Origin of the sequence: Caballeronia udeis, assembly GCF_044909315.1 — a bacterium.
Lineage (GTDB): Bacteria > Pseudomonadota > Gammaproteobacteria > Burkholderiales > Burkholderiaceae > Caballeronia > Caballeronia udeis_A.
In genome coordinates this window covers 157323-178929 of the sequence record NZ_JBIYEB010000021.1, presented here as the reverse complement: position 1 = coordinate 178929, position 21607 = coordinate 157323, and the positions used below count along the sequence as shown (strand labels likewise).

At 60.7% G+C, this 21607-nt stretch carries 17 protein-coding genes; 4 read left to right on the top strand and 13 right to left on the bottom strand.

Annotated elements, in window-relative coordinates; translation table 11 throughout:
- Positions 1 to 107: 107 nt before the first annotated feature.
- From ABH944_RS29485 to ABH944_RS29440, 10 genes are all read right to left on the bottom strand, one after another.
- Complete coding sequence (locus tag ABH944_RS29485; protein ID WP_404610801.1) at positions 108 to 1649, bottom strand: methyl-accepting chemotaxis protein; 1542 nt, start codon at positions 1647 to 1649, stop codon at positions 108 to 110.
- 270 nt (positions 1650 to 1919) lie between these two features.
- The gene (locus tag ABH944_RS29480) at positions 1920 to 3026 is read right to left on the bottom strand and encodes a porin (RefSeq protein ID WP_404610791.1); all 1107 of its coding nucleotides are present in this window, start codon (positions 3024 to 3026) and stop codon (positions 1920 to 1922) included.
- 213 nt (positions 3027 to 3239) lie between these two features.
- Positions 3240 to 4082: a sulfite exporter TauE/SafE family protein gene (locus ABH944_RS29475; RefSeq protein WP_404610800.1), complete on the bottom strand. Its 843-nt coding sequence runs from the start codon at positions 4080 to 4082 to the stop codon at positions 3240 to 3242.
- A complete protein-coding gene (locus ABH944_RS29470; protein ID WP_404610790.1) occupies positions 4079 to 5332 on the bottom strand; it encodes an NAD(P)/FAD-dependent oxidoreductase in 1254 nt (417 codons plus the stop codon). The genes ABH944_RS29475 and ABH944_RS29470 overlap by 4 nt, the downstream gene beginning before the upstream one ends.
- Positions 5333 to 5379: 47 nt before the next feature.
- On the bottom strand, positions 5380 to 6243 hold the full coding sequence (locus tag ABH944_RS29465) for an MBL fold metallo-hydrolase (RefSeq protein WP_404610789.1): 864 nt from the start codon (positions 6241 to 6243) through the stop codon (positions 5380 to 5382).
- Positions 6244 to 6267: 24 nt separating this feature from the next.
- Complete coding sequence (locus tag ABH944_RS29460; protein ID WP_404610788.1) at positions 6268 to 7911, bottom strand: HAL/PAL/TAL family ammonia-lyase; 1644 nt, start codon at positions 7909 to 7911, stop codon at positions 6268 to 6270.
- A 20-nt stretch (positions 7912 to 7931) separates the two neighbouring features.
- Positions 7932 to 9266, bottom strand: coding sequence for an MFS transporter (locus tag ABH944_RS29455; RefSeq protein ID WP_404610787.1), 1335 nt, complete (start codon positions 9264 to 9266; stop codon positions 7932 to 7934).
- Positions 9267 to 9270: 4 nt separating this feature from the next.
- Positions 9271 to 10911, bottom strand: a complete 1641-nt coding sequence (locus ABH944_RS29450) for a urocanate hydratase (RefSeq protein WP_404610786.1) — start codon at positions 10909 to 10911, stop codon at positions 9271 to 9273.
- Positions 10912 to 10924: 13 nt separating this feature from the next.
- A complete protein-coding gene (locus ABH944_RS29445; protein WP_404610785.1) occupies positions 10925 to 12016 on the bottom strand; it encodes a DUF917 domain-containing protein in 1092 nt (363 codons plus the stop codon).
- A gap of 259 nt (positions 12017 to 12275) precedes the next feature.
- Positions 12276 to 13166: a LysR family transcriptional regulator gene (locus ABH944_RS29440; RefSeq protein ID WP_404610784.1), complete on the bottom strand. Its 891-nt coding sequence runs from the start codon at positions 13164 to 13166 to the stop codon at positions 12276 to 12278.
- Positions 13167 to 13290: 124 nt separating this feature from the next.
- On the opposite strand from ABH944_RS29440, the gene ABH944_RS29435 reads away from it, so the two are divergent.
- The 3 genes from ABH944_RS29435 (at position 13291) to ABH944_RS29425 (ending at position 16943) form a co-directional block, all read left to right on the top strand.
- Positions 13291 to 14676 (top strand): dihydroorotase, encoded by a 1386-nt coding sequence (locus ABH944_RS29435; RefSeq protein WP_404610783.1) that lies wholly within the window; start codon positions 13291 to 13293, stop codon positions 14674 to 14676.
- A 14-nt stretch (positions 14677 to 14690) separates the two neighbouring features.
- Positions 14691 to 15968: a Zn-dependent hydrolase gene (locus ABH944_RS29430; protein WP_404610799.1), complete on the top strand. Its 1278-nt coding sequence runs from the start codon at positions 14691 to 14693 to the stop codon at positions 15966 to 15968.
- A 720-nt stretch (positions 15969 to 16688) separates the two neighbouring features.
- Positions 16689 to 16943 (top strand): hypothetical protein, encoded by a 255-nt coding sequence (locus ABH944_RS29425; protein WP_404610782.1) that lies wholly within the window; start codon positions 16689 to 16691, stop codon positions 16941 to 16943.
- A gap of 700 nt (positions 16944 to 17643) precedes the next feature.
- On the opposite strand, the gene ABH944_RS29420 is transcribed toward ABH944_RS29425, so the two are convergent.
- The 3 genes from ABH944_RS29420 to ABH944_RS29410 form a co-directional block, all read right to left on the bottom strand.
- The gene (locus ABH944_RS29420; RefSeq protein WP_404610781.1) at positions 17644 to 17865 is read right to left on the bottom strand and encodes a hypothetical protein; all 222 of its coding nucleotides are present in this window, start codon (positions 17863 to 17865) and stop codon (positions 17644 to 17646) included.
- A gap of 254 nt (positions 17866 to 18119) precedes the next feature.
- The gene (locus ABH944_RS29415) at positions 18120 to 19469 is read right to left on the bottom strand and encodes a type II toxin-antitoxin system HipA family toxin (protein WP_404610780.1); all 1350 of its coding nucleotides are present in this window, start codon (positions 19467 to 19469) and stop codon (positions 18120 to 18122) included.
- Between the two features lie 4 nt (positions 19470 to 19473).
- Complete coding sequence (locus ABH944_RS29410; RefSeq protein WP_404659569.1) at positions 19474 to 19842, bottom strand: helix-turn-helix domain-containing protein; 369 nt, start codon at positions 19840 to 19842, stop codon at positions 19474 to 19476.
- 463 nt (positions 19843 to 20305) lie between these two features.
- Here ABH944_RS29410 and ABH944_RS29405 point away from each other — a divergent pair, with 463 nt between their 5' ends.
- A complete protein-coding gene (locus ABH944_RS29405) occupies positions 20306 to 21601 on the top strand; it encodes a sugar efflux transporter (protein WP_404610778.1) in 1296 nt (431 codons plus the stop codon).
- Positions 21602 to 21607: the final 6 nt, after the last annotated feature.

The window sequence follows — 21607 nt, the reverse complement described above, 5'->3', positions numbered from 1 at the left end:
ATGTATTAATATGCCCGTATCCTGCAATTCCAGCAATCCGGTTTCGCCCTTAAACGCCCGTCAGTAAAGGCTTTGGTGATTGTTCAGGGCCGACTCAATAGAATCGCTCAAGCCGGCAGCGAAAAGCTCCCGATCGCTTCACGCAGCACATCGACCTGATCCTTCAGTGAATGCGCCGCCGCTGCCGCTTCTTCCACCAGCGCCGCGTTCTGCTGTGTCACCTGGTCCATTTCACCCACTGCGCGGTTCACCTGTTCAATACCGGCACTTTGCTCATTCGAGGCGTGGCTGATTTCATCGAGGATCTCGTTCACCCGGCGCACCGAACTCACGATTTCTCCCATCGTCGCACCGGCGTTCGACACCAGCGATGCGCCTTCCTTCACTGTCTCCGTCGACGTCCCGATCAGCGCCTTGATCTCCTTCGCGGCGGTCGCCGAGCGTTGTGCGAGGCTGCGCACTTCCGCCGCCACCACGGCAAACCCACGGCCTTGTTCACCGGCACGTGCCGCTTCCACGGCCGCGTTCAGCGCCAGGATGTTGGTCTGGAACGCAATGCCGTCGATTACGCCGATGATGTCGCCAATCTGCTTCGAGCTTTCCGTAATACGCGTCATGGTGTGAATGACCTGTTCGACCACGCCGCTGCCGCGCTGGGCTACATCGGCGGCTTCGCCGGCCAGCTTGGCTGCTTGTGTCGCGCTGTCGGCGTTCTGCTTCACGTTCGCCGTCATCTCGTCCATGCTCGATGCAGTCTGTACAAGTGCGGCCGCCTGCTGCTCGGTGCGTTGCGACAGGTCGGTATTTCCCGCTGCAATCTCCGACGCTCCCACGTTGATGTTCTCGGTCCCGGTGCGCACGCGCGTGACGGTTTCCACCAGACCGCTCTGCATCTCGCTCAACGCGAACATCAGGCTATGCAAGTCGCCGTCGGCAAGCGGTACGTGCGTGGTCAGGTCGCCTCGTGCAATGCGCTGTGCCGCGCTGACAGCAATTGACGGATCGCCGCCAAGTTCACGCTTGATGCTGCGCAACACCAGCAACATGACTATCGAAGCGAGTACGCCGAGTACGGCCGTGATCGCGAACCAGCGCCACGCGCTTGCGTAGAACGCGGCGTCGATGTCGTCCGTGTACATGCCGGTCACGATGAACCAGTCCCACGGCACGAAGTGCTTCGCGAAACTCATCTTCGGCACGGGGGTATCGCTGCCGGGCTTCGACCACAGATAGTTGACGAAACCGCCTTCGGGCGTTGAGGCGGCGTTGACAATATTGACAAAGAGCTTGTTGCCCGCCGGGTCGGTGAAGTTCGCGAAGTTGTGCCCGTTCATGGCCGGCTTGATCGGATGCATGATCATCGTGGACTGCGAGTCGTTGACCGAGATGTAGCCGTCGGTGCCGTAGCGAATCGAAGAAAGCACTTCAAGCGCTCGCTTTTTCGCCTCGTCTTCCGAGATCGTCTTGTTCGCGGCGAGACTCTGGAAATGCGCCACGGCGCTGGTACCTTCAGCAACCAGCGCTTTCAATTGTTCACGGCGATCGTCCATTGTCGATGCGCGGCTTTGCCACGCCCCTATAAATCCGATCGCGACCAGTCCGATCCAGAGCACGGCGATCATCGATCCGAGCTTCTGATTCAATGTCATCTTCTTCATGTTTTCGCCGTCGCCTAATGTTGAACCGTTTGATTGAATGTGCGGCGTCGGGCTTTGCCGAACGCTATGCGTGACTTCTTTACGGCAAAGCGGTGGCGGAATGTAGGGGTGGGATAACCCCTAGCGATGAAATGAGCACGCCATTTTATTCATCAGACGATAAGACCGTGCGATACAGATACTTGTAGCCGCGTGACCGGTTGCATGACTTCATAGCGCAACCGGTCATGTTGCTTTACTGCCAGTGGTCAGATCATGGAATCAAAAACTGCTGCGAATCCCCACTCGTCCAACCGCCTGCTTCTGGTTGCTTGAAGGATTGAAGCCCGCGATCTGGGCGACGGATGCGTCGCCGGCCGCTTTCTGAAACACGCCCAGCACATACACCGATGTCCGCTTCGACAACGCATATTCAGCCGTCAGGTTGAACTGGTTGTATTTGGGCTGTGCGCTGGTCGCATGATCGCGGCCGGTGGTGTAGGTGTAGCCCGCGCCAATCGTCACTGCGGGTGTCGGATTGAACAGGGTGGACAACTCGTAGTTCTGGAACGTTGCATCATGTCCCGCACTGCCCTGCTGGAAAATCGTATTAGTGAAATCGGCCAGCACGCGCAGCGACGCCAGTACCTGATATGAAGCCCCTACGCCCAGCACCTTCTGCGCGCGGGCGGCGGCCAGGAAGTCGCCATAGACCGCGTTCGTGAAGCCCGGATAGTTCTGGTAACCCTGCGTGGAGACGCCCGGATCGTTGATGCGCAGGTAGCCCACGCCCGCGCTGAGCGGTCCGGCGGCATAGGTTGCGCCCGCGCTAAAGGTGGAGTTGTTCGAGAACTGCCCGGCGATGCCGCCTAGCGAATAGAGTCCGCCGAAGGTGAAACCGGCAAAGGTGGGGCTGCGATATTTGATGGCGTTCGAGATGGGGAAGCCGTTGTCGGTGTTGTCCATGTCGTTCGGGTGCGCGAAGTAATAGCCGCCGATATTGCCGTTAAGCGTATAGGGCTCGACGAAATCCACAACCGAATCCCATTGGCGTCCAAGTGTCACCGTACCCGCTTGAGCACTCTGAAGGCCCACGTAAGCGTTGCGTGAAAACTCCAGGCCACTGCCAAGGCGTCCGGAGTTCAGGTTGAAGCCGCTTTCGAGACGGAAGATGGTTGAAAGACCGCCGCCCAGATCCTCGGTGCCGCGCACGCCCCAGCGGCTGCCTGCGGTCACACCGGATGCCAGTTGAACCAGATGACTGCCCTGCACATTGCTGACAATGTCGACACCGTCTTCCACGATCCCATATAACGTGACCGAACTCTGCGCATGCGCGAGGGAGGCGGTGGCCATGATCGGGATAATGGTTGCAAGTTTTTTAATCATATAAACGCCGCTTTGGAAGGTTGGGGGATGGTTTGATTTCGAGGGCATACAATTAGTACAACAAACGTAGAAAAGCGAGCGATTGGCGTGTCAAATTTCGTCCATTCGATAATTGAAGCGCTATCTGTCAAGATTGCGAAATTGTATTTCGGATAACTATGTATAGAGATTGGAAACAAATCACAATTTTGCCCAACATTCTTCCGTGAACGATCAAACGTGCTCCATCACCACCCTTATCACCAGACCAAACGCGATAAGCCCCGCGATCACGGCGAAACCTTGTTGCAGTCTCGGGCCGCTCAGGCGTTTCGCGAACGTGCGCCCAATCAGCATCGCGCAGACGGCGCCCACGGCAAATGGAATGGCGACGGGCCAGTCCATATGACCTTGCACCGCGGATGACGCCACGCCCGTTACCGAGACCAGCGCGATGACCGCGAGCGAGGACGCGACAATGGATTGCATTGGCAGGTCGGTCGATTTTTTCAGAGCCGGCACGATCACAAAGCCGCCACCCACCCCGAGCAAACCGGAAAGAAAGCCCGCTACCGCCCCCCACATGGCCAATACGCGTGCGCATGGCAGCGTCCAGATCAGGCGTCCGCGTACTGAATCCAGGCGGCAAGGTATGGATAGGGCGGACGAAGACGCGCTGTGCGATCCACGAGCCCGGCGGTACATCTGGACCGCGACATAGGCGAGGACGGCGGCGAACAGCACCGTAAGTGGCGTATTCGGTACCCGTTGCGCAGCCCACAATCCAGCCGGCGTCATGAACATGCCGGCGGCAGCGACCAGGCTGGCTGCCCGGTACCTGACAATACCCGCCCTCAGCCCGAGGAAGGCGCCTAGCGCAGCGGATGACGCCACGGCGAGCAGGCCGATGGGCGCCGCCTGAATTACGGAAAGCTGCAAGCCGAACATGAGCAGCGGCACCGCGATAATGGCACCGCCCGCACCGGTCAGAGCGAGCGTCGCGCCAACGCAGGCGCCCAGCACGGTGCTCGTCAACGTGACGGATGTGACGAGTGTGGCGGAGAACAGGACGCTCATGCCCGAGGTTTCACCGGCCCGGCGAGCCATTCCCGGCCCTTCAACATGCCGTTCCAGTACAGCCAAGGAAGGACGGATGTCTTCAGATGCCAGGCAAGGATCCGCGGCACGGTCGGATCGAGCGGGAAGGCCGGCAGCAGCTTACCGCCATAGCCGAATTCCGCCAGTACGACCTTGCCTTTTTCAACTGTCAGAGGGCAGGCGCCGTAGCCGTCGTAGCGTGCGGGCAGGGGTTTGGCCTCACGCGCGGCCAGCAGGTTTTCTGCCACCACGACAATCTGCTTGCGAACGGCAGCGGCTGTTTTTGCGTTGGGTGCCGAGCAGGCGTCGCCGAGTGCAAAGATGTCCGGATAACGCGGGTGCACGAGTGTGGCGTGGTCGACTTCACACCAGCCGGCCTTGTCGGCGAGCACGCTCCTGCTTATCACATCCGGCGCAAGCTGAGGCGGGACGACATGCAGCATGTCGAACGGTTTGTCGATACGAACTATGCTGCCGCCCTTGTCCTTGACACTGAACGACGCGACCCGGTGAGGGCCGTCGACACTCACCAGGTTCGATCCGAACGCAAGCGACGCGCGATAACGCTCGACATACTTCATCAACGAGGGCACGAACGCTGCCACCCCGAAAAGGACATCGCCGGCCAGGTTGAACTCGACATCGATATGATCGAGCACGCCTTGCCTGAGCCAGTGATCGCAAGACAGGTACAGTGCTTTTTGCGGGGCACCGGCGCATTTGACCGGCATGGCCGGTTGCGAAAAGAGCGCCTTGCCACGCTTGAGCTCATTGACCAGCTTCCACGTGTATGGTGCAAGATCGAATCGATAATTCGACGTCACGCCGTTCTTGCCCAGTGTGTCTTCCAGGCCTTCTATTTTTTCCCACGCGAGCCGCAAGCCGGGACAGACGATCAGGTGCCCGTAACCAACGGTATGCCCGTCGTCGAGCCGGACAAGACGCTGCTCAGGCTCGATCGCGCTCGCACTGGCACGCAGCCAGTGCGCTTTTTCAGGCATCACGGATGACATCGGCCGCATGGTGTCGTCTATGTTGAAAGCACCGCCGCCGACCAGTGTCCACGCAGGCTGATAGAAATGCCGGTCGCTCGGCTCGATGATCGCGATGCGAAGATCGGGCCGCCGGCGCAGCAGGCTTGCGGTCACGCCAATACCCGCAGCGCCGCCGCCAATGATCACCACGTCGAAGGTCTCTGTATTGCCTGAAGATGCTGCATTCGTGCTCATCGCGGTACCCCTGCTTCCAAGTTCATTTGCTTACCCTGCCTGACTGCTTAAAACGTGTTCAGCGGAAGCTTCAGATAACTCACGCCGTTGGATTCGGCGGGCGGAAAAACGCCCGCGCGGATATTCAGTTGAATGGCGGGGATGATCAGCGCCGGTGCACCCAGCGTCGCGTCGCGTGCCGTGCGCATGGCGACGAAATCGCTGACTGTGATGCCATCGCGGACATGGATGTTTGCTGCACGCTGCTCGGCGACCGTGGTTTCCCAGCAGGCTTCACGGCCATCGGGAGGATAGTCGTGGCACGCAAACAGGCGCGTCTGTGGTGGGAGGCCAAGCAGTTTCCCAATCGATTCGTATAACGTGCCGGCGTTGCCGCCGGGGAAATCGCAGCGCGCCGTGCCGACGTCCGGCATGAACAGGGTGTCGCCCATGAACGCCATGCCGTTGAACAGATAGGCGACATCGGCCGGCGTGTGACCGGGGACATGCATCACACGGCCGGTCAGCGCGCCGACCTGGAATGTGTCGCCATCCGCGAACAAGCGATCGAAAGGGGCGGGCGAAATCGACGACATCGCCGGTTCAAGATTGAAGATTCGTTCGAACACCGCCTGCACCGACCGGATGTGTTCGCCGATGGCAATGGCGCCGCCCAGTTGTTTCCGGAGATACGCCGCGGCCGAGATGTGGTCGGCGTGGGCGTGCGTTTCGAGCAGCCATTGCACCTGCAAGCCCTGATCGTTCACGAAACGGATCACGCGATCCGCCGAATGCGTCGAAGTGCGGCCGGATTGCGGTTCATAGTCGAGCACTGCGTCGATGACCGCGCATGGTGAACCCCCTCTCTCATACACCACGTAGGTGAGGGTAGAGGTCGCCGGGTCCGGGAATGCTTCAACGCATGGCGTCATGACGTGCTCCGAAAATTAACAAAGTCAGCCGGGGTAACTGTGCAGCAAGGTTTCTGCCGCCCGGAAATCCGGGGTCAGCGGCCGATCGCGATCGAGGAATGCAACCTTGCCGCGCAGCGCAGTGTAAAGACCCGCGGTGGCCGGCGAAAGCGTGAAGTCCGGTTGTTGCTGCTTGCGCAAATCAATGGCCTGGCTCGCGTGAATCAGCTCGATACCCAGCAGCGTGAAGCTGTTGTCAATTTGCTGTTGCACCTGTTCCACCACGCGTGGCGCATTGGTTGCAATGTCCTCGATGTCACCGGCCACCGGAAGGTAGTCCATGGATACCGGCATGGCCAGTTCCTTGTTTTCCATCGCCAGCGCGACCGGCGGTTTTTCCATCGCACCGAACGCGTGTACGGTTTGATCGGTGCCGAGAAAGCGCGACAAGCCGGTCAGATGCGGATCGTTCAGCTTGATGATACGTTGGGCCGATGCCAACGAGTTATGAGCCAGGACAAGCCCCGTCTCTTCAAACGACAATACCCACGGCAGCGGTTCAAAATTCGCGCTGGGCAGCACCGCACCGGTCACGCCGTTGACCTTCACATAACCGCGCGATTCCTGCGCACGGGTCGAGTGGGGCGTGACGCCCACGGCGACGCCGGGGTTGTCATCCGACGAGTTGAGCTGGATGTCGAGCAGCGCTCGCGTCTCGGCGTACATACGGTCTTCCTCGCCCAGCAAATACACACCCGAGCGGAAGCTCAGCGGATCTTGCAGCGCGCGTTTGTCGTCATGGTTCCAGATGCTGCTGCCGGCAAGCAGTGTGCGAAGCTGGTCACCCGCCTTGATGGTGTAGGGGAACGGGCGTAGTGCCAGCGTGTCCTGCAGGAACGGCGACACGTTGCCGTTGAACGCTTGCAGGCTCAGCGCGTAGACGAGCTTCGAGACCTTGAGCAAACGGCCCATGTCGTTGAGCGCCAGCGCAGCCATGCCCGCCGAATACGCGTTCGAACTCAGGATGGCGAGCGCGTCCTTGCCGTAGGGTTTGATGGGTGTGATGCCTGCCGCGCCGAGTGCTTCGGCCGCGGGGATCTTGCGGCCCTGATAGTAGACATCGCCTTCACCCAGCATCGCCAGGCCGACATGACTGAGAATGGTGATATCGGCTTCACCCACCGATCCCCCCGACGGCATGGCCGGCGTCACACCGCGATTCAGGAATTGCACATAGGTATCCACAATACTCGTCTGCACGCCCGCGCCGCCGTCGAGCATCGCGTTCAGGCGGGCCGCCATTGCGGCGCGTGCGGTACGCACGTCCATGTCGGGGCCGACGCTGCCCGAATGCGCGTGAATCAGGCCGACGTTGAAGCGCCCCGACGCGTCGATAATCTCCTGCGTGAGCTTGCCCTGCGCATCGACCATCTTGCGGTCCTTGTTCAACCCCACGCCTACTGTCAACCCATAGATCTGCTGCCCGTCCTGTGCTGCTTCCAGCAGCACGGTATGCGCGTCCTCCACGCGTTTCATCGCAACCGGCGCAATCCGAACGGTTTCGCCGTCGGCAATGCCGGCAATGATTTCGGGCGTCGCGGAACGGCCGTCGAGCACGACATCGGCAAATGACAGGGAAGCATGAAGCAATGCGGCCGCGATGAGCGCGCATCGGATGGGACGTAACATGATTCGGATTCCTTTATTATTTAAAGTTGGGCTTGCCGAGGCAGGAAGGCAATGGAAATCAACGCGACAATGCTTGCAGCCATGACGTACCAGGCGAGCGCAAATGCGTTGCCCGTACTTTCAGTCAGCCACGTCAGGATGGCGGGGGCGAAACCGCCAAAAACAGTGACGGCTGCGTTATAGGAAAGCGACATGCCGGTGGAGCGCACGCGGGTCGGGAAAAGTTCGGAGAGCGCGGAGGGCGCGACGCCGGTAAAGATGGCGACCATTACGCAGAACACGATCTGGACTACGATCAGCACGGAAAGCGTATGCGCTGCCTGCAGCCATGCAAGCAACGGATAGACCCCGGCCAGCATCAACGCGGCTCCCCATGTAAGCACGGTGCGCCGGCCGAAACGGTCGGACAGCGAACCGGCATAGACGCACGCCACCGCCATGAAACAGTTGCCGATCAATGCCGCGAGAAACGCTTGCTGGCCTGAGAAATCCAGCGTCCGCTGTACGTAGATCGGCATGAAGATGATGAGCACGTACACGCACACCGCCCATAACACGGAGAAACCAAAGCCGGTCGCGAGCGCCTTCGGATAGTCGCGAACAATCTGCAGCAGCGGCGTCCTGCCCGCTTGATGCCCCCGATGCTGACGGTCCATTTCCGCTTCGAATTGCGGCGTTTCATGAAGGGTTTTTCGCAGCCATAAACCCACCGGTGCAATCGCGAGCCCGAGGATGAACGGAACACGCCAGCCCCATTCGCCAATCTGCTCGCGTGTCAGGAGCAGCGTGACGGCGGTGGCGATCAATGCCCCGAGGATGTTCGAGATCGCCATGCTGGCCTGCAGCCATGAAGCGTATTTCCCCTTCTTGTCCGGCGGCGCATGTTCGATCAGGAACGCCGCGGCGCCGCCCACTTCGCCGCCGGCCGAAAAGCCTTGCAGCATGCGCCCGCACACAATCAGCAACGGCGCGCCGAAGCCGATGGCGGTGTAGGGCGGTGCAAACGCGATGACCGCGGTGCCCAGCGCCATGATGAGAATCGTGACGGTCAGGGCAGCCTTTCGGCCCGCCCGGTCGCCATAGACACCCAGTACGAGCGCGCCCAGCGGACGCACAACGAATCCGAGGCCGAATGCCAGGAATGCCTGCAGCAACTCCGCGCCGGCATCGCCGTGACTAAAGAAGTTCTGCGCGATATACACCGCAAAAAATGCGTACACCGAAAAGTCGTACCACTCCAGCGCATTGCCAATGGACGCTGCGAGCAACGCCCGGCGCCCGGTCTTCAGGCTGCTGGGTGTTGACGGGACCTCGGCTGTGGCGCTCGTTACCGCGACCTGACTCGTATTGGACATGGGATCAGATCCGGATGTAGGGCAGGGACTTGCGTTCGGCTTCATCGAGTGCCTCGGGGTAGCCTGCATCGGCGTAACGCATGACGCCCATCGACGTATCGTTGGTCATCGAGAGTTGCAGGCGTTCATCGGCTTGCGCCGTTCCGTCAGCAACAACGGTCACGCCGGCGCTCGTCATGTAGCCGCTGTAACCGCCGCCGCCGGAGTGGATCGCGACGAGATCCGCCATCGACGAGCAGTTGACCATTGCATTGAGCAGGGGCCAGTCGGCGATAGCGTCCGACCCGTCGCGCATGTTCTCGGTCATGATGTTCGGATGCGCCATGGCGCCCGCATCCAGATGGTCGCGTGTGAATGCAACCGGTCCGCTGAGCAGGCCTTCGCGCACCATCCGGTTGACCGCGAGCGCGAGTTCCGTCCGTTCGCCGTGACCCAGCCACGCAATGCGCGCCGGCAAGCCTTCAAACGGCACGTATTGACGCGCAAGCCTGATCCAGTTGACGACAATCGCATTGTCCGCAAAGTGCTCGAGCAGGTAGTCGTCGATCTTGCGGATATCGTCGGCATCGTTCGACAAGGCAATCCAGCGGAACGGTCCGATCGCCCGGCAAAACAACGGACGCAGAAAGGCTTCGGTGAAGACCGGAATCTCGAACGCACGCTCCACACCCCCTTCCTTCGCATGCGTGCGAATCAGGTTGCCGTTGTCGAAGACGATCGCGCCGCGGTCCTTGAAACCGAGCATCGCGCTGACGTGCCGCACGATCGAAGTACGGCTTGCGTTCATGAGCGCGGGGATGTCCGTGGTGCGTAGCGCGCGGACCTGCTCGAGCGTATGTCCCACCGGCACGTAGCCGTAGACAAGATCGTGCGCGGCGGTCTGGTCGGTCACTATGTCGGGTATGACGTCCCGCGCGAGGATCTCGGGATAGATCTCGGCGGCGTTACCGAGCAAGCCGACCGACAACGGTTCGCGCTTCGCCTGCGCGTCGCGGATCATCGCGAGCGCGCCGTCAAGGTTGCGCGCCTGCTTTTCGAGGAAGCCGATCTTCATCCGCTTGTCGATGCGTTCCTGATCAACCTCGATCGTCAATATCGCCGCGCCTGCCATGCGGCCCGCGAGCGGCTGTGCACCGCCCATGCCGCCCAGGCCAGCCGTCAGGATGAAACGGCCGCGCAGGTCGTTATCGAAGTGACGTTCGGCGATACGCGAAAAGATCTCGTAAGTGCCCTGGATCACGCCTTGCGAACCGATGTACTGCCAGTCACCGGCCGTGAGCCCGCCCCAGCAGATCAGGTTCTTCTGTTCGAGATCGTAGAAGTTCTCGGCCTTCGCCCACTGCCCGATCATGTTGCAATTTGCCATGATCACGAGCGGTGCGTGGGCATGCGTGCGCAGCAACCCTATCGGTTTGCCCGACTGCACGACCAGCGTCTGGTCCTCTGTCATGGTCTTGAGTGCACGGACAATGGCATCGTGCGAAGGCCAGTCGCGCGCCGCGCGTCCCAGTGCTGCATAGACAATCAATTGAGCCGGGTCTTCGCCCACGGCCAGCACGTTTTCCAGCAGGCGCAGCAGCGCTTCCTGGCGCCAGCCTTTGCATCGCAGCGTGGTTCCTGAAGTGACGTTGAATTCGCGTTTCATATCTGGCATTTCCTTAAACGGCGAGTGCGTAGCCGGACAAACTGATCCCAAGCGCTTTCTCGACCGGCGGATACACCGCCGGATCGCGTACGGAGGATGACAACGGCAGATGCGCCTTATGGACATGCAGGACCAGGACCTCCAGTCCTTCAACGAGCTGGCCGGCGCTGACCGGCCGGCCTTCGGTGTCGAGGGTGGTGATCACGTCGGGATAACTTGCGATGCGCGCGCCATGGGCATCGTCCACGGCCATGTGTTCGTTCATCACGTGGATCACGCAGCGTTGCGCGCCGGTTCCTATCTCCACGATGCCCACGTCGAAGGCTTCGCCGGTGTACTTCAGTGTGTTGCGCACGACCTTGCCGCTGCCGATGATCGTGCTTTGTGTCGTCTTGCAGATTGCATCGATGACCGCGCGTTGTCCTTTGGACTCCGCAGCAATAATCGCTTCGCCCAGTGCCAGTGCGCGGCTGATTCCCCCGAGCGCCGCGTGCTCGCGCACATAACTCGCACGCAAGGGGTTGCGGCAACTGGCGATGAATCCGCCAGACATGTCCGAGGCCTTGCGCAGCACCGGCGACACCTTGGCGGTCGCGCCGCGCACGACGAGTTCCATATAAGCGTTCTGCGCGCGGTTGCCGCCGGCGGCGGCCTGGATCATCGGCTGAGGGCTGGAGGCGAGACCGAGCGAGCCCATGTCGCCGGTCGGATGGGCGCGGATATCGCCCACTGCATCAACCACCTTCGTGCCGAGCAGCGCGGAAGGCAGCCAGCCATTGAGCGTGCTCGACATGCCGTTCTGGCCGATGATCAAGCCATGGATCGGCGCGCCCAGCGCCTCTTGCACAAGCTGCACGGCCTTCACGTAATCCGCGCCGAGCATCTCCCATTCGGTCAGGCCGCCGGGTGCGCCGATAGCAGCGGCGGTAGCAATCCACGCGTCGTCAGGCACCTCATCCATCGACACCAGTTCGGGGCGGCCGATGGTCACCGCAAGCGTGCCCAGTTCACGGCCGTGCGTGGCCCAGCCGCCGCCACCGCAGGCGAACACCGAGCCGCCCTTCACGGCTGCTTCAACGTCCTTCAAGTTCAGGATGCGTCCCATGTCTTTCCCCTTTTCTCGTTAAGAAGTGCTCGACCCTGCGCACGCTTGCTGTGGCCTTGCCGCTGTCACGAAGCAGCGAACCAAGGCGAGTGCAAGACACGGCTGGCTCGTTGCGGGCAAGAGCCGGCAAGCGGTACGGGGAATCGAATGGGGATGAGTCTAGGGAGCCAATTTTTTAACGCGTTATTGCTTTTTTATGGCGAGTACATAACGCGGTGTTATAGGGAGGGTATACGCGAATAAGCTAAATCTAGCGTGCTTACAGCTCGGTGCGCATGGCTTCGAGCGTGGCGATGAACGCTTGCGCGGTGCGCGACAGCGGCTCGAGCACCGCGTGAATGACACTGACCGGCGCGGCGATAACCGGCTCGACCGGGCGCACGACCATGTTCGACCAGGCCGGTCCACCGATTGTCAGTTCATCGATGAACGCAATGCCCACGCCGGCCTGGACCAGCGCGCAGGCCACATGAGCCTGCTGCACTTCGGTCTTGATGCGCAGCGGGCAGTCGGCGTCGAGGAACATCTTGCGCACGAGCTGCCCGAACGGAATGTCGCTGCCGTAGCCAATGAACGGCTGATCGACCAGATCGCGCACATGCAACGTCTCGCGTTGCGCGAGCGGATGACCGACCGGCAGCGCCGCGACAATGCGGTTCTCGTGGATCGGGCGGATCTGCACGTTGGGATGGGTCTCCTGCATGAACGCGATGCCCAGATCAACCTGCTGCGTGATCACCGCCTGCAGCAGGATGCTGGGCAACAGCGTGTGCAGGATGATGCGGACATCGGGGAAACGTTCGTAGAAAAGCGCAATGGCGCGGGGAATCAGCGACTGCCCGAGGTTCGGGCTGCACGCAATGCGCAGATGGCCCATGCGGTTTTCAATCAGGTCGTCGGCCACCTCGTTCACGCGCTGCACGCCTTGATACACCACGTTCACCTCCGTGAAGAGGCGGCGCGCTTCGGGCGTGGGGTACAGCCGGCCCTTGATGCGCTCGAACAGCGAGAGCCCAAGCCTTTGTTCCGTATAGGAAATCAGCCTTGATACCGCCGGCTGCGAGACATGCAGGAGCTTGGCCGCGCCGCTGATGGACCCCGTCAGCATGATGGCGCGAAAGACTTCGATTTGCCGCAGATTGAGTCTCAAACGATTAACCCGATGTTATGTGGACAGGACAATTAAGCATAAGACATTTTGGGATGCCGCTGCCTACACTTGACTCCGATTGAGGTGATATCGAAGCAGTATCGGCACAGGGGGGGAGGAGAGCATGAGCGATTTCGATCTGGTGGTTCGCGGCAATATCGTCGATGCGGACAGTGTCGTGATGGACGGCTGGCTGGCGGTGCGCGACGGCCGCGTGGTGACGCGGGGCGCGGGCAAGCCGCCGGCCGCGAAAGATTTCATCGATGCAAAAGGGCAATGGGTGATGCCGGGGGTGATCGACGGACAAGTGCACTCGGGCAGTCAGGCGAATCAGGAGGGACTGGGCCACGCGTCGCGTGCGGCGGCGGCAGGCGGCGTGACCGTGATGGTGGACATGCCGTATGACGATCCCGAACCGGTGGCCTCGCGGGCACGACTCGACGCGAAGATTGCCGAGGTCGAACGCGACTGCCATGTGGACGTTGCGCTGTTCGGCACGCTCAACGACAAGCACGGACTGCAGGCGGCGGCCGGTCTCATCGACGGTGGGGTGTGCGCCTTCAAGTTCTCGACTTTTGAAGCGACCCCCGGCCGCTTCCCCCGCGTGGAAGAGGACGACCTGTACGAGGCGTTCCGGCTGATCGCGCCGTCGGGTCTCGTGTGCGGCGTGCACAACCAGATGCAGGACCTGACGCGCAAGAACGTCAGCCGCATGATCGAAGCAGGCGACACCGGCTGGGACGCCTTCATGCGTGCGCATACGCCGCTGATCGAGAACCTGGCGACGGCGCTGATCTATGAGATCGGGGCCGAGACGGGCGCACGCGCGCACGCGGTGCATGTGTCCACTTCACGTGGTTTCGAACTGTGCGGCATGTACCGGAACGCGGGGCATCAGGCCAGTATCGAAACCTGCGTGCAGTACCTGATGCTCAATCACGAGGAGCACACAAAGCGGTTCGGCGCTAAAACCAAGCACTATCCGCCGATCCGCCCGAAAGCCGAGACCGAGCTTCTGTGGACTCATATTGCGAACGACGCGTGTACGTTCGTCTCCTCCGATCACGTGAGCTGGGGGCTCGAACGCAAGGGCAATCCGAACGTGTTCAGGAATTCATCGGGCGGCCCGGGACTGGAGACGCTGCTGCCGGCGTTCTGGAGCGGATGCGAACAGAGAGGCATTTTCCCGACGATGGTCGCCAGGCAACTCGCCCGCAATCCTGCGCGCCACTTCCTGCTGCACGATCGCAAAGGAACCTTCCATACCGGCGCGGACGCCGACTTCGTGATCCTCACGCCCGAACGGTATGCGTTCGACCCGTCGCACAGCCTGTCCGCCGTGCAGTGGAGTTCGTTCGAAGGCATGGAATTCACGGTGCGCGTTGCGGCAACCTATTGCCGCGGGAAACAGGTCTTCGACGGTGTGCGTATCGTCAATCAGACAGGCGATGGGCGCTTCCTGCGCCCGGCCTCTTTTAATCGCGCTGGCTTATCGCCGGCGGCCTCATGAATCAAACCTACGCCATGTCCAACACTCATTTCCCGCCGATCAACGCCGAACGCCTGAACGCCCGCGTCGAACGTCTCAGCCAGTTCACGCGGCCCGATGTCCCGTGGACACGTCGCGCGTTTTCGCCCTTGTTCGAAGAGGCGCGTGCCTGGTTGCGCAGTGAATTCGCGGGCGCCGGCCTGACCGTTTCGCAGGATGCGGGCGGGAATCTGATCGGTCGGCGTGAAGGCGCGGGGCGCCTGACCAAGCCGATCATTACCGGCTCGCACTGCGATACGGTGGTGGGCGGAGGCCGCTTCGACGGGATCATCGGGGTGCTGGCGGGTATCGAGGTGGCGCATACGCTGAACGAGCAGGGCGTGACGCTGGACCATCCGTTCGAAGTGATCGATTTCCTCTCTGAAGAACCCAGCGACTACGGCATTTCGTGCGTCGGCAGCCGGGCGTTTTCGGGGGTGCTGGACGCCGGCATGCTGGCGTCGAAGAATGCGGAGGGTGAATCGTTGAGGCAGGCGCTGCAGCGCATTGGCGGTGATCCCGACGCGTTGACGCAGGCGCTGCGCGCCCCCGGCAGCACGGCGGCGTTCGTGGAACTGCACATAGAACAGGGGCCGGTGCTCGAGACGAAGCGCTTGCCCATTGGCGTGGTGACGAACATCGTCGGCATCCGGCGTGTGCTGATCACGGTGACCGGCCAGCCCGACCACGCCGGCACCACGCCCATGGATATCCGGCGCGATGCGCTCGTCGGTGCGGCGCGGGTGATCGACCGGACGTATCGCATGGCGTCGGCGATGAACGGCGAGCCGCACTACGTGGTCGCGACTATCGGCCGGCTGGCGATGACACCGAACGTCCCGAACGCGGTGCCGGGTCGCGTCGAGTTGATGCTGGAAGTGCGCAGTGACAGCGACGCCGTGCTCGATCAGTTCCCCGAGGAGCTCATGGCGAGCGTGGCCGATGATCTGCTGGCGTTGCGGCTGACGGCGTCCGCTGTGCACGTGAGCCGCGCGAGGCCGACGCAATGCCAGCCGCTGGTGATGGACGCGGTGGAGCGGTCGGCCGCCAGCCTCGGATATGCAAGCATGCGTTTGCCGAGCGGGGCGGGGCACGACGGTGTGTATGTGGCTGCAACGGGACCGATCGGCATGATCTTCATTCCCTGTTTGAACGGCCGCAGCCACTGCCCTGAAGAATGGATCGAACCGCAACAGCTGGTCGACGGCACGCGCGTTTTGTATCAGACCATTCGCGAGCTGGACACGGTGCTGGCGCGTGAGGCGGGACTGTAACGAACGGGCGCGAGCCCGTAGCGTTCACCAACTGTGAATCCTGCGCTGCCAATTCGTTTCAACCCGGCGATGTGCCGCGCACACTCGCACCGGCGCCATGAGAAGCGTCGACTGATTGTTCCTCGGCGTAATGCATTCCAATGTGCCACGAAACGGCTCCCTCGATATCTCGACGGAGCCGTTTGCGCATCTGGGGGGCGATTAATGACAACGCTGTCGCGTGAGGAGCGTCACGCTTCTTGTCCATGACAGGCTACCGTTGCCGTATGGCGATCATCCCCACCTAAAAAAACGTCCGCGGCATTGATTGCCGGCACTCAAGTCCGAATCCCCTGTGCCGATAAACAAACATGGCGAGCAGCCGCCGATTTAAACAGCCGTCGCAAATACGTGGTGATCAATCCGGCGCTTACTCCCTTTGCGACAAAGTGTTGCGATTTTGCCTACAACGCTCCCAAACGGGCGATCCAGGCATAGAGTTAAAGTGTTTTATCAAGTTCAGGTTGCGGTGCGGGAGGTTTGTCATGAAACGCAGGACAGCCAGACAGCTTGTTGCTCAACTTGCGGATTTAAAGCATCTCGCGCGGTGTAGCGCACTGAGGGCGTCAGCGCTCAGCAGGACCATAGGTCAAAGCCCGGATGAAGAAACAGGGCGGCCCACGGACAGCATCAAGTCCGTGCGAAACGAGGTCGAGCAAGAGTCATTTGCCGGAGCAGCACATGAAATCCACGCATGAATATTCGCTACGTACGCAGGTCGACAAATGGCTGGCTCCCGGTCTCTCAACGCCAGTTCGTGTGACCGAGTTCAGCCGCACGCGCTCAGGCGGAAGGCGGTATGTGTGTGTAGAAACCGCATTGCCGCTTGGATCTCGCGCACTGCTTTTCTTTCGCCACGACGACGGTTGCTGGTGTGTGTTCCCCCCTGCGTCGGATCGGCCTAATATGACCATGGGACGTGTCACCGAACATTGACCGGCGTTTTGAATGCATTGAGGGACACATCAATAGTTTGGGATACTTATCTTATTGAGCTGCTAGTATAAAAAACAATGGTCACCCGATACCGGCGGCTGACAACGGACGACTGATAAGCGGAAAAGAAAGGGGGGTTATGGCGGAAACAACAATATCTTCACACGCAATTCCCGCTATTCGCGGAAGAGGGTAAGCCCGTCGCCACGCGCCTGCGCGTTCAAACTCCGAGCTGCCGACTTTTCCGTGAACTTAAAAGTCTAACGTTGGGAGAGTCACCATGTACATCGGGCTGCTTGTCTCACAGGTTCGGCAGGTTAAGGAGGTCCACTTTCATCCCGACGAAGAAGTGTCGGCGGAGGTCGCACCCCGGCACCGGTTCGCGTTCTGGCAAAGGATCAGACATCTATTCGCGTGAAGGCCGCTTGCGCGAGAATTGTCTATTGAGTATCAAGCGCCGCAGCGATGTTCGCGAAGCCGTTTTATCCGCATGAGGAAACGGCTTTGCAGATATCGCTGCGGCGTTTGGTTTGCGAGACAAGAAGGTCGAAGTTTGCACCCCCCAATCCCCACCAACGCAGTGACTCAGCATGCAGTCAGCTAGTCGCCGGAAACATGCACGCTCTAGCCGACTAAGAGGGCGAGAAATGCGGTGCGCCTGGCGCGGGCACCACTCTCCGTGCATCGGTTTAATTCCGGCTTAACGCGAGTCTGCGCTGGAGGGGGACTCGCCCATGTACTTATCCGCAGCTTTGCGCTCGCCATGGGCGGCTGGTGATTGCCGCGGGTGATCTCTTTCATACTTCTCGTTCTGTTGAACGATGCGGTCCAGTGCTCTTGGGCCATCGGCTTGGGCGGCAAACGACACGGCGGGCAGGATCAGGACCGAAGCGGCGGCGACCGCGGAGACAAGCTGTTTCATGATGGACTCCCAGACCACGCGTTTCATGCAAGACGTTGCGCTCGTCGAGGAATATAACGACGCGAACAGCCTTGCGCTTCGAGCCGTATACACGGGAAATAGCCGGGCTGAGTATTGAACGGTTTCATCGTCCATGCCGGCGTCTGTGAACAGCCGTTATCACAAGAGTAGGCGGGAATACTTAAAGAAATCTTAGACTGGCGACATCTGTCCGGCGGACGAATGCGCTGGACCCACAGCTCGCCGCGGGGCTCCTAACCGGCGTCTTCCGCGAGCTCAGGCCGCAGCATGGGCCGGCCCAATATCTTGCGGGCCTGATCCGTCTGGGCGTGCTCAAAGGCATCCTCGAAGTCATCCAGTTCCTGAGCGTCGAGCCCGACTTCCGGCGTAACGGCAACTTGCCGCCAGTCCATGACTGCATCCAGGACTTCGGCCAGGATCATCTTCGCCTGCGCGTCGGTCAGTGAAAAATAGGCGCACGTATCCAGAAGCATCCGGACTGATTCAATAGGGCCCGCGTCTTCAGTGAGCCAGGTCTTGGACTCGCGCACCTTGCCGGGCATCGGGTTCACGTCGAACGCGGGAGAAATGCGCCACAGGCCGTTGCCGTCGTATAGGAACCCCAGGTTCTGCAGATGGTCGTCGGTGTTGGTGATGAGCAGGTTGAAAACCAGGCGGCGCCATAGCTCCCGCGCGTCGTTGTCGGGGTGCGAGCACTTTTGCTGCATGACGTCCACGATCTCGGTGTAGGCGTGGGCGTTCTGGCGCGAAGCCTGCAGCATGGATGCAGCCGACAGATAAGGGACGCGCAGGTCGCCATCCTCCCGGTCAAACCGTTCGATGATGGCTACCGGTGTGCCATTCAATGTGACGCACCGGGCATTGGCCGTCGTAATACCGGCCTGGCGCGCGAGTCTTAGCGCCAGCACTTCGCCCCGGGTGACGTTGATGGTGTCATTGACGCTTGGAAACTTCCCGATGGCGAGCGTGCCGTTTTGATCCAGCACGGTGCATTTGGGCCGCATGCCTCCGAGCGAGGTGCCCTTGCCTTGCAAATAGCGCAGGTCCTCGACGGTCTCCCTGGCCGTCTCGACCGCACGCGTAGCTTTGTACATCCGCTCGAGTTCGATCATGGGCGGTGTCGTGCGCCGGCCTTCGTCAACCGTCCTCAGATAGATTCCCTCCTTGCAAAGGCGAAGCGCTCCGATGCGGCTGAAGTCGTCCACTGCACACAGGTAGTCGAGTTCGCTCAGGGGCGACAGGCGAGGATTGTCACGGCGCGCCTTGGCGTGTATCCGGTTGATGACACGACGCCCCCAGGCGTCAGGGGCGCTGTCGGCCAGTGCAAAGTGAAACACCGAGTCCACGACGTTGGGCGCGCGACGCGGCTGGTAGCCAGGTTCGAGGGGCAGATCGGGAGAGACTTCAAACCGGTCCGGATGGGCCAGCCAGGTTTCGTCATAGGCGAACTGCGACACTTCGCGCCGCCCCTGGCTCACGTAGTTCAGGTGACCCACGAGCGTGCCAGCGGCCCCGAGGTGAACCTCCAGGGCTGTACTGATACCGGGCTTGCCGGACTTGGCGGGCTGTTTTTTTATTGCCATGCCGTTAGAACGCTTTGGTGGTTTTCTTCGCGGTTCGCACCCGCTGCGGCAGCTTTTCGTCCATCAATGCGAGGCCGATATCGTCTTGGCCGCTGTCGAGAAGATCATTGAGCCGCTGCAGCTCTCCAAAAAAATGGAGCGCTCTTACGAGGAAGTGCAACTGCACGTGCGGGTCGCCGTTCTCCATGCGCTTGACGGTATTGAGCCCGGCCCCGATGCGCGCGGCGAGCGCCTGCTGCGTCAGCCCTCTGCGGCGGCGCGCGCGGTTGATGTCTTCGCCAAGCTTCGTGAGTGTCCGTTGTACCGGGATAGGAAGCGGTTTACCGGCTTTACGGCCTTCAGAAGGGCTTTTAAGAGGTTTAGTAGGCTCCATGTGGGCCATTATAGTAGTTTTACGAAGATGTCGTTTAATTTATGATTTAAGAGGCCCTACATGGGCTTTTAAAGAAAATAGTAGCCTTTATGAGGGTTTTTAATTCGGCAAGGCATCTGAGCACGGCCGTATATTTAACCCGACTGGGTTTGCGTTCCCACAGTCTTCCTCAGGTTTTGTCCCGTTCCCGATGGTGCGTGATGGCATCGATGCTCCGCCCTGGTATTTGCCTCCCCCGCCGATGATCAGGGCGCGTTGGCATCTCGCGCGATTGCATGTTCGGTCTCCATGCTGATTGCCCAATAGCGTTGCGTTTATCCGCGAGCAGGTTTCGCCAGTCTGAAACCAAAGGAAAACGTTATTGAAAAAAACGTGAGCGCGTGTTTAAGTGCCCGCTGAACGTCGTTTTTATCGCTCAAACGGAGCGTCACGCGACGGACCTTCGCCGCCAACGTGAATTTCAATGAACGCCGTCTTCAAGACTTTTCTCGCGCTTATCCGTCTTCCCGGTTATCCCGGCATTTCCCTCGCGATGTTCCTGTCAGGCATCGCTTCCTCATTCGCGGTGCCGTACACGTCGCTGTTTGGCGCGACCGAGGCGCACATGACGCCGCTCCGGCTCGGCATCTTCATGACGCTGACAGCGGTGAGCAGCGTGATCGTGAGTACCTATCTGGGGCGCATCGCCGATCGCCGGAGCGATAAAAAACGTATCGTGTTGCTGTCCATTGCGGGATCGGCGCTTGGTTATGCATTGCTGTGCGTCACGCGCAACTACGTGTTGCTGACGATCTTCGGCTGCGTATTCCTGAGCATCGGCGCGGCGGTATTCCCGCAGCTTTTCACGTTCGGCAAAGCGCGGCTGCACGCCGAGGGCATCGAACATACCGAACTACCGATGGCCACCTTGCGCACCACGCTGTCCTGCGCATGGGTGTTTGGTCCGGCGGTGGGTGCAATCGTGCTGGGGGTGTCGGGTTTCAACGGGCTGTTCCTGTCGGCGGCGGGTGCGTTCGCGGCGGCTGGATTGATCGTGCTCTGCATGCGCGAACCCAAGACCTATGACACTTACGAGGCCGCCGACAAGACCTCCAGCGAGATCCCGCCGCAAGCCAAAAATGCACACGTCTATGCGGCGCTGGTGAGTTTTACGCTGATCGGCATGGGCTCGGCGATCGCGACCATCATGCTGCCGGTGCTGATCGTCGATCAGTTGCACGGCACGACCGCGCACGTCGCACAGATGGTCGGCCTCGGCGCGTTTGCCGAGATTCCGATGATGCTCCTGCTCGGCGGCGCGTCCCGGCGCATCAACAAGGCGAACATGATCGCGTTCGCGTCGTTATCGCACATTGTGTATTTCGCGGGTATCGCGCTCGCACCGAACCTTTGGGTGCTCGTGCCGCTGCAAATCCTGAACGCTGTCGTGGTCGCGGTGACGTCATGTCTCGGCATGTCGTACTTTCAGGAACTGATGCCTGGCGCGCTGGCCCGCGCGACCACCCTGTTTTTTAACACCATGCGCACGGGCTCCGTGCTGGCGGGGGTGGCGTCGGGCTTTGTAGCCGCGACCTGGGGTTATCGCGCGGTGTTCGTGTTCTGCGTGATGCTGGCGTCCACAGCGTCTGTCGTGCTGTTTATTTTCAACTATCAGCGCGGCGCGAAGATTTTCTCCGATCCTGCCGCGGAGCCCGTTGCTCAGAGCCGCGCGGTTACTACGTTCGTCGTTGTCGACGAACGATCGGAAACCGCGCCATGACATGGG

Bases quoted from the DNA above. Each gene is read 5' to 3' on its own strand.
- ABH944_RS29475 (WP_404610800.1), bottom strand. From the start codon at position 4,082: ATGAGCGTCCTGTTCTCCGCCACACTCGTCACATCCGTCACGTTGACG.
- ABH944_RS29435 (WP_404610783.1), top strand. From the start codon at position 13,291: ATGAGCGATTTCGATCTGGTGGTTCGCGGCAATATCGTCGATGCGGAC.
- ABH944_RS29450 (WP_404610786.1), bottom strand. From the start codon at position 10,911: ATGAAACGCGAATTCAACGTCACTTCAGGAACCACGCTGCGATGCAAA.
- ABH944_RS29420 (WP_404610781.1), bottom strand. From the start codon at position 17,865: ATGAAACAGCTTGTCTCCGCGGTCGCCGCCGCTTCGGTCCTGATCCTG.
- ABH944_RS29485 (WP_404610801.1), bottom strand. From the start codon at position 1,649: ATGACATTGAATCAGAAGCTCGGATCGATGATCGCCGTGCTCTGGATC.
- ABH944_RS29455 (WP_404610787.1), bottom strand. From the start codon at position 9,266: ATGTCCAATACGAGTCAGGTCGCGGTAACGAGCGCCACAGCCGAGGTC.
- ABH944_RS29465 (WP_404610789.1), bottom strand. From the start codon at position 6,243: ATGACGCCATGCGTTGAAGCATTCCCGGACCCGGCGACCTCTACCCTC.
- ABH944_RS29480 (WP_404610791.1), bottom strand. From the start codon at position 3,026: ATGATTAAAAAACTTGCAACCATTATCCCGATCATGGCCACCGCCTCC.
- ABH944_RS29410 (WP_404659569.1), bottom strand. From the start codon at position 19,842: ATGGAGCCTACTAAACCTCTTAAAAGCCCTTCTGAAGGCCGTAAAGCC.
- ABH944_RS29405 (WP_404610778.1), top strand. From the start codon at position 20,306: ATGAACGCCGTCTTCAAGACTTTTCTCGCGCTTATCCGTCTTCCCGGT.
- ABH944_RS29460 (WP_404610788.1), bottom strand. From the start codon at position 7,911: ATGTTACGTCCCATCCGATGCGCGCTCATCGCGGCCGCATTGCTTCAT.
- ABH944_RS29445 (WP_404610785.1), bottom strand. From the start codon at position 12,016: ATGGGACGCATCCTGAACTTGAAGGACGTTGAAGCAGCCGTGAAGGGC.
- ABH944_RS29430 (WP_404610799.1), top strand. From the start codon at position 14,691: ATGTCCAACACTCATTTCCCGCCGATCAACGCCGAACGCCTGAACGCC.
- ABH944_RS29425 (WP_404610782.1), top strand. From the start codon at position 16,689: ATGAAATCCACGCATGAATATTCGCTACGTACGCAGGTCGACAAATGG.
- ABH944_RS29470 (WP_404610790.1), bottom strand. From the start codon at position 5,332: ATGAGCACGAATGCAGCATCTTCAGGCAATACAGAGACCTTCGACGTG.
- ABH944_RS29415 (WP_404610780.1), bottom strand. From the start codon at position 19,469: ATGGCAATAAAAAAACAGCCCGCCAAGTCCGGCAAGCCCGGTATCAGT.